The sequence below is a fragment of the Aminiphilus sp. genome (assembly GCF_029975095.1).
Classification (GTDB): Bacteria; Synergistota; Synergistia; order Synergistales; family Aminiphilaceae; genus Aminiphilus.
Genome location: NZ_JARKPW010000026.1, coordinates 1 through 8,021, shown reverse-complemented (window position 1 = coordinate 8,021; position 8,021 = coordinate 1). Strand labels below are relative to the sequence as shown.

General features: G+C 58.0%; 6 protein-coding genes. All 6 read left to right on the top strand.

The features are described 5' to 3' along the window. On the top strand, positions 1 to 1,243 hold a 1,243-nt coding region (locus Q1K49_RS01620; RefSeq protein ID WP_300522030.1), incomplete at its 5' end, for a hypothetical protein. Then, a complete protein-coding gene (dnaE, locus tag Q1K49_RS01615; RefSeq protein ID WP_300522029.1) occupies positions 1,240 to 4,653 on the top strand; it encodes a DNA polymerase III subunit alpha in 3,414 nt (1,137 codons plus the stop codon). The genes Q1K49_RS01620 and dnaE, both read left to right, overlap by 4 nt. A 39-nt stretch (positions 4,654 to 4,692) precedes the next feature. After that, positions 4,693 to 4,953, top strand: a complete 261-nt coding sequence (gene mtrB, locus Q1K49_RS01610) for a trp RNA-binding attenuation protein MtrB (RefSeq protein ID WP_300522026.1) — start codon at positions 4,693 to 4,695, stop codon at positions 4,951 to 4,953. Then, on the top strand, positions 4,950 to 6,704 hold the full coding sequence (pyk, locus tag Q1K49_RS01605; RefSeq protein WP_300522025.1) for a pyruvate kinase: 1,755 nt from the start codon (positions 4,950 to 4,952) through the stop codon (positions 6,702 to 6,704). The genes mtrB and pyk overlap by 4 nt, the downstream gene beginning before the upstream one ends. 19 nt (positions 6,705 to 6,723) lie before the next feature. Further along, positions 6,724 to 7,413, top strand: coding sequence for a CoA pyrophosphatase (locus Q1K49_RS01600; RefSeq protein WP_300522023.1), 690 nt, complete (start codon positions 6,724 to 6,726; stop codon positions 7,411 to 7,413). Continuing rightward, on the top strand, positions 7,404 to 8,021 hold a 618-nt coding region (locus tag Q1K49_RS01595), incomplete at its 3' end, for a deoxyribonuclease IV (protein WP_300522021.1). The genes Q1K49_RS01600 and Q1K49_RS01595, both read left to right, overlap by 10 nt.

Below are 8,021 nucleotides of genomic sequence, written 5' to 3'. Positions count from 1 at the left end.
AGAGGGCGTTCCCTTCGAAGAGCCTTGTCTCTGGGAAATAGCCCGGCAGGCCGATGGGGCGATGCGCGACGCGCTTTCTCTTGCGGAGCAGGTCATCGCCCTCGGAGAGGGAAGCCTCTCGTTGAATGCCATCGAAGGAGTTCTTGGTGGCGGGAGCCGGAGGGAATTGGAGCGCGTTCTGGTTCAGTTGGAGAAATCGCCCGGGGATGCCCTGTCGTTGTTGGAGGAGCTTCTCGAAAGGGGAGCGAATCCGGAACGTCTTTTTGAAAGCCTTTTTCTTTTGTTTCGTGATCTCTGGGTGGTCCGTTCCTGGGGGGAAAAAGCTCTGGAGAAGCGTTCCTTGTCCGGAGAGGAAACTGCTTTCGTGCTTGAATACGCGCCCCGATGGCGGGCGGAAATTCTGTGGAAGGGCATGCATTTCTGTGCGCGCTGGCTTCCCCGGTTGCGTATGGGTGTTCGAGGAGATCTCCTGGTGGCACTTCTCGTCGGAGAAATGTCTCATGTTTCGGAATCCGAGCAGGACCGTCCCCTTATGCTTCCTCGACAGGAAAGAAGCGTGTCGTTCCCGGCAAAACCCTTGCCTCCGGAAGGACGACATGTCGAGCCGGAGAACTTCCCCGAGGAGGTTCCCTTTTTCCCGGAGGAGATGGAGACTGCGGTACTTTCTCGACAACTCGGCGCAAATGACCCCGTTCCCGTGTTTGTCGAAGACGACGTGCTGTCCGAGGGAGATCCGGATGAACCGCCCGACTGCTCGCCCCAGGCATGGGAGCGATTGCTGCGACATTTGGCACAGAAGGACCCAGCTCTTGCAGCAGCACTCGTGAATGCCTCCGCCCGTTGCGGGGACGGCGTTCTTCAACTGTGTCTTCCTGAAAAAGCAGAGTTTTCCTGTTCCATTCTCGCTTCCGAACGAGGTGCGGCAACCCTGGTGCGACATATCAACCGTTTTCTCGGGGACTTCCGGATCTCACTCCTTTGCGGCACGAAGGAGACGCTCTTGGAAAGAAGTCCCTTGCCTCCGGAAACTTCTTCTCCGGAGGGGGCAGGGCAGATGTTCTCGGTTCCTTCCACCGTATCCCAGGCGCTTACGCCTCATACTCCGGGAAAAGACGCTTTTTCCCCGGGGCATGAGGAGAAAGCGGATGATCCGGTGCGGCAACTTCTGTCGTGGGTCCAAGGAGAGGTCCTTATGGTTCGAAACGAAGAAGAGGAAAAATCGGAAGAGGTGACCGAGGAGTGAAACATCCCTTCGTGCATCTTCATGTGCACAGTGAATACAGCCTCCTCGACGGGGCGATCCGGTGCGCCGATCTTGCCAGGCGAACCGCCGAATTTCAGAGCCCGGCCGTGGCGCTCACGGATCACGGCGCAATGTACGGTACCGTTGAATTCTACGAAAAATGCCGGGAGAAAAACATCAAGCCCATCATCGGGTGCGAGGTCTATGTGGATCCCCAGGGACACACCTGCCGCGACAAGAGAGGGCGAAATCACCACCTGCTGCTTCTGGCGGAAAATCAGGAGGGATACCACAATCTCGTCAAGCTCGTCTCCATCGCCAACACCGACGGTTTCTACTTCAAACCACGTATCGACCATGAACTGCTTGCGCGATACGCCCGGGGGCTCATCGGCTCGTCGGCCTGCTTGGCCGGAGAGATCCCTTCTCTTCTCCTCGAAGGCGACGAAGAGGGCGCATGCGAGAGGGCGTCCCTCTATCGGGATATTTTAGGGGAGGGCAACTTCTACCTGGAACTCATGCACAACGCTCTCTCTGAACAGGCCCTGGCGAACAAGGGACTTCTGCGCGTGTCGGAACGGACGGGTATTCCCATCATCGCCACGAACGATGCACATTACCTGAACGCGGCGGATGCCTCGTGGCACGAGGTGTTGCTGTGCGTACAGACCAACAGCACCATCAACGATCCTGGGCGGTACCGCTTCGGTGCCTCGGATTTTTATCTCCGCTCCCCCGAGGAAATGTGGACGCTCTTCGGAGATGAGCTGCCCCATGCGCTGACGAACACTGTGGAGATCGCCGAACGCTGTTCCGTGTCCTTTGTTTTCGGGCAGTACCAGTTGCCGCATTTTTCACTCCCTGAAGGTGAAACGCTCGAATCCCACCTGGAACGTGTTGCTCGGGAAGGACTGCTCTCCCGTTTCCCCGAGGGAACCGGAGCGGAGTACGAAAAAAGACTGGAGTACGAACTCGGCGTCATCAACCAGATGGGGTTTGCCGGATACTTTCTGATCGTGGCTGATTTCATCAATGCGGCGAAGGAGCGGGGTATCCCCGTGGGCCCCGGACGGGGCTCCGCTGCGGGGTCTCTCGTCGCATACGCACTGCGGATCACTGAGCTTGATCCCATTCGATACACGCTTCTTTTCGAACGCTTTCTCAATCCCGAGCGCATCAGCATGCCCGATATCGACACGGACATCTCCGACAAGCGCCGGGACGAGGTCCTGGAATACGTGGTGCAAAAATACGGAAGAGAGAACGTCTCGCAGATCATCACTTTCGACCGGATGAAGAGCAAGGCCGCAGTCAAGGACGTGGCGAGAGCACTTGCCATCCCCTATGCCGAGGCGGACAAGGTGGCGAAACTCATTCCGGATGGTGTCAAGAGTATTGCCGAGGCGGTTGAAAAATCGCCGGACCTGGCTGCGCTCAGGAAAGCGGATTCCGCAGTGGCCAACCTCCTCGACGTGGCGGGAAGCATCGAGGGTCTTGCACGGCATTGTTCGCAGCATGCGGCGGGAGTGGTCATCGCTCCCACGGCCATCACGGACATCGTGCCGGTTCGGCGCATAGGGAACGATCAGGTGGTCACGCAGTTCGCGATGGAGCCGGTGGAAAAGCTCGGGCTGGTCAAAATGGACTTCCTTGGTCTCCGGACGCTGTCCCTCATCGAGGACACGCTGGCGAACATTGCGTCCAACGGGAAAACCGTTCCCGATGTGAATCGGCTACCCCTGGATGATGCCGCCACGTTCCGGTTGCTCCAAACGGCGGATACCATGGGCATCTTCCAGCTTGAATCGGGCGGTATGCGACAGCTCCTGAAGCGGCTCAAACCGGACACGTTCGAGGACATCATCGCCGTGTTGGCTCTCTATCGCCCGGGGCCTCTGGAGAGCGGCATGGTGGACCAGTACATCAAACGGAAGCACGGACAGGCTCCAGTGGAATATCTGCACCCACGTCTTGCGGAGGTTTTGAAGGAAACATATGGGGTGATCCTCTATCAGGAGCAGGTCATGAAAATCGCCTCGGAGCTTGCGGGGTTCAGCCTCGGCGAAGCAGATTTGTTGCGACGGGCTATGGGAAAGAAAAAAGAGGACGTCATGCTGCAGCAGAAGGGGGCTTTCGTTGAGGGGTGTGCCGCCCAGGGCGTCTCCCGGGAAAAGGCGGAGGAAATCTTCGACATCATTCTGGTCTTTGCCGGATATGGATTCAATAAATCGCACAGTGCGGCCTACGCTCTCATCAGCTATCAGACTGCCTATCTCAAGGCGCACTACCGGGCGGAATTCCTCGCAGCGTTCCTTTCCAGCCAGATCGGATCGAAGATGGACGTGCTCGCTCGATATGTCCGGGCTGTGCGGGAATCGGGAGTACAGGTGAGTCCCCCTCACGTGAACGAGTCCGGAGCGAATTTCACCGTGGTGGACGAGGTGATACGGTTCGGTCTGAGTGCGGTGGCACGGGTGGGGGACACGGCGGTGGAAGCGATCCTCACAGCACGTCGCAAGGAAGGGCCGTTTCGCTCGCTCTGGGACTTCTGCAATCGTGTGGACCTTCGCGTCGTCAACAGATCTATCATCGAGAACCTTGTCAAGGCCGGTGCCTTTGATGGACTCGGAGGAAACAGGCGGCAGTTTCTCCAGGTGCTCGAAGAATTCATTCGTCATGTCCAGGCTCAGGAAAAGCAGGGAGCGCAGCGTTCACTCTTCGAGATCGCCCCGGAGGACGAGCCTCCCGAGGAACCTCCGCTTCCTGAACTCGACGAGTATTCCAGAAACGAACTCCTTGAATTCGAGAAGGAGACACTGGGGCTCTACCTCTCCGGTCATCCTCTCGAACAGCAGATGGCGCGCTTTCTCCGGTATGCCACCTGTACCATCGAAGATCTTGCTCATTGGACGTCTCCGGATGTTCCCGCAACAGTGGGTGGTGTGGTCGTAGCGGCCCAGGAGAAGTACACGAAGCGGGGAGACCCCATGGGTGTCCTTGAAATAGAGGACACGAATGCGAAGATCGAAGTGGTATGCTTTCCCAAAACCTGGATGAAAGCAAAAGCGTTGGCTGTTTCCGGGAACTACGTGCTCGTTCTGGGAAAAATCCAGGATAGAGGGGGCTTGAACCTCCTTGCGGACGAGATTCTCCTCCTGGATCAGACCGAACGGGAAAGAGCACCGTGGATGCGTTTGCGCGTCGATTCCTTCGGCCTGGACGCGACCCGTATCCGCGACTTAGTTCGAGAACTCAAGGGGAATCCCGGGCCGAACCCGGTTCTTCTCGAAATCGCTGAGCAGGGAAGATCCACGCTGATCAGGTTGAAGGACGTGAAAGTGGCTGCCCAGGAGCCCTTTGCGACACGTCTCAGTGAAATGCTCAACGGTGCGGTGGAGGTCCATGTGTAGCAGTTCGAGTCGGGTTTCTCCAGTGGAGGTGGCTGTGTCATGCGGGAGAAGGAGACGACGGGTACGGCAGCCGAGTCTGTCTTGAGCGATTTCGTCCTTGTCCATGCCCTGGAGGACGGCGTTACCGTCATCGGATTGACACGGGGACAGGAAACGCGGTTTACTCATACGGAAAAACTGGACAAGGGCGAAGTCTGGGTTTCCCAATTCACGGAACACACGTCTGCCATGAAGATTCGCGGGAAGGCCCTCATCATTACGAAACATGGGAGCGTCACGAGCGGAGGGAGAGAGAAATGAGGAAAGTCAAGATCGTCTGCACCCTTGGGCCCGCATGCGGTGATTACGATACCTTGCGCGCCATGGCGGCGGCGGGGATGAACGTGGCGCGTTTCAACTTCAGCCACGGATCCTACGAAGGACATGGTCTGAACCTCGACCAGGTCAGGAATGTGGAGCGGGAACTCAAACGTCCCATAGCGACGCTTCTGGATACGAAGGGACCGGAAATCCGTACGGGCAGGCTGAAGAACGGAAAATCCGTGAACCTGGTCCCGGGAAAGAAAATGCTTCTGATTCCCGACGACGGATCGGAGGGAGACGAGTCCTGCGTGGGGATCAGTTATGCGAAGCTAGCGGACGAACTGCAGGTGGGACAGGATCTCTTCATCGACGATGGGACCCTGCATCTTCGGGTCGAGAAGATCGACGAGACGGAGGTGCACTGTGTCGTTCTCGTGGGTGGGGAGCTGGGAGAGCGAAAAGGAGTCAACATCCCGGACGCGGAACTCTCGGTGCCGACCTTGACGGAAAAAGACATCGAGGACATCCGCTGGGGTGTGGCTCACGAGATGGAATTCATCGCCGTTTCGTTCGTGCGCACCCGTGCCGATGTCATGGAAGTCCGTCGGATCATTGAAGAATTTCAGGGCCACATGAAGATCATCGCGAAGATCGAGACGAAGCAGGCGGTGCAAAACCTTGAGGAAATCGCCCAGGTCGTCGACGGCATGATGGTCGCCCGGGGGGATTTGGGTGTGGAGATGCCCACGGAGGATGTCCCTCTCGAACAGAAGCGCATTATCGACATTTGCCGCTCCCAGGGGAAACCGGTCATTGTCGCTACTCAGATGCTCGACTCCATGATCCGGAATCCTCGCCCGACGAGAGCCGAGGCGAACGACGTGGCCAATGCCGTTCTCGACGGAGCCGACGCAGTGATGCTTTCGGGAGAGACGGCGAAGGGGAAATATCCTGTCCTGGCCGTGGAGACCATGTCGAGAATCGTCACCAGGGTCGAGCGGGAGATGGAGAAATGGTGTCGCCACAGTACGATTCCCGTGGCGACAACCTCCGTTCCCGATGCGGTGAGCCACGCTGCCGTGCAGATCGCCAAGGACATGAAGGCCCGGAGCATTATCTGCCTCACCCGGAGCGGCAGTACCGCAAGCATGGTGAGCAAGTATCGGCCCGCGTGCTCCCTTTTGGCCACGACGCCTCTCGTCAGGACATGGAGACAACTGGCGCTGGTCTGGGGAGCCTATTCCGTCCTGAAGGAGGAAGCCCCCACGGCGGAAGAGGCTCTTGAGGCAGGGCTCGCCGCCGCGCTCGAAGAGGGCCTCGTCAATGAAGGCGACCTCGTGGTGGTCACCGCCGGCGTTCCCGTGGGCATTCCTGGAACGACCAACATGGTGCAGGTGCACACCATCGGCCGCATTCTGGTGAAAGGGCTTTCCCTCATCCGCAAGGAAGCTGTAGGGCACGTGTGCAAGGCCACGACTCCCAAGGAGGCCTTGGAGAAGATGCGGCCGGGGGATGTGCTCGTGGTGCGCCAGACCGACAAGGACTATCTGCCTGCCATGAAAAAAGCCTCGGCGATCATCACCGAGGAAGGCGGGCTGACCAGCCATGCGGCCATCGTCGCTCTGGAGCTGGGCATCCCCTGCGTGGTGAGCGCGGAAAAAGCCATGGAAGTGCTGCAGGACAATGTGCTCCTCACGGTTGACGGTTCCAGAGGGGTCGTCTACCAGGGGAGGGTTAAACTGCATTGATGACGGGACACCGCGGGGCATGAAGCGTTCACCGGGACAAGGATGGCAAGAAGCCCACGGCGGTGTCGCACGCGGGAACGGTGCTTTCACGGAGGAGGCGTCTCCGGGGGATTTTCTCGCTCGCCTGCGGGCGGTGCATCCCCCGGTGTCGACGCTTCCCTGGGAGCTTTGTATGCTCGACTCGTTTCCGCTGAGTGCCGTGTTGCTTCCCTTTGTTCGGATCCGGGGAGAACTTTTCCTTCTCCTGGAAGAGCGAAGCGATGACCTGCGAGCACACGCCGGACAGCTTGCCTTTCCCGGAGGGCGAAAGGATCCGGGAGATTTTTCTCCGGAGGATACGGCATTGCGGGAACTTGAGGAAGAGCTTGCTATCGAACGCTCCAGTGTCCGCCTCTACGGTGTTCTTCCTTTCGAATTCGCCTATTCCAGCGATTTCATCATTGTTCCTCTCTGGGGAGAAGTAACGGGGATTTCTTCCTCTCAAGCTCTTCGACCGGCGACAAAGGAAGTGAAGGCCGTGCATTTTCTTCCGCTTTCGTCGTGTCTGCACCCCGCACGGTTCGTGTGGAGATCTGGAAAGTCGGGAAGGCATTTCTATCCCGTTTATGCCGCCACAGAAGAAAAAGAACTTTGGGGGGCCTCCGCCCGAATGCTGTACGATCTCCTGCGTCCTTTATGTACCGAGGAGATCCCTTCGTCGTGGCACTGATCGGAGCTCATGTCTCCATCGCCGGGGGCTTGTTTCGTGCTCTTGAGCGCGGTAAAGTGCTGGGTTGTGAGGCGATCCAGATTTTTACCAAAAACCAGCTCCAGTGGAAGGCGTCGCCTCTTTCATTCCAGGAATGCGAACGGTTTTTCTCCGCGTGGAGAAAAAGCTCCATCAAGGACGTCGTCGCCCATGCGTCATACCTCATCAACCTCGCGGCGGAGGGAAGCGTGTACAGAGACAGTGTTAACGCGCTTTTTCTTGAAATGGAGCGTTGTGACCAATTGGGAATCGGGAAATTGGTCCTGCACCCCGGCAGCAGCAAGGCCCGTTCGAAAGAGGACGGTCTCATCTCCGTCGCGAACGGGCTGAGGAGCGTTCTCGAAAAGACCGCGTGGTGCAACGTGAAGATTCTTCTGGAGACCATGTCGGGACAGGGGAACACTCTCGGGGGACGACTGGAGGATTTTCGCGTTCTTCTCGAAGAGCTGGAGTGGGATGCCAGAATCGGACTGTGCCTCGACACCTGTCATATCCTGTCCGCGGGATATGAAATACGTAGTCTCGAGGCATACAACCGGTATCTCGACATGGTGGAGAAACTGGTCGGA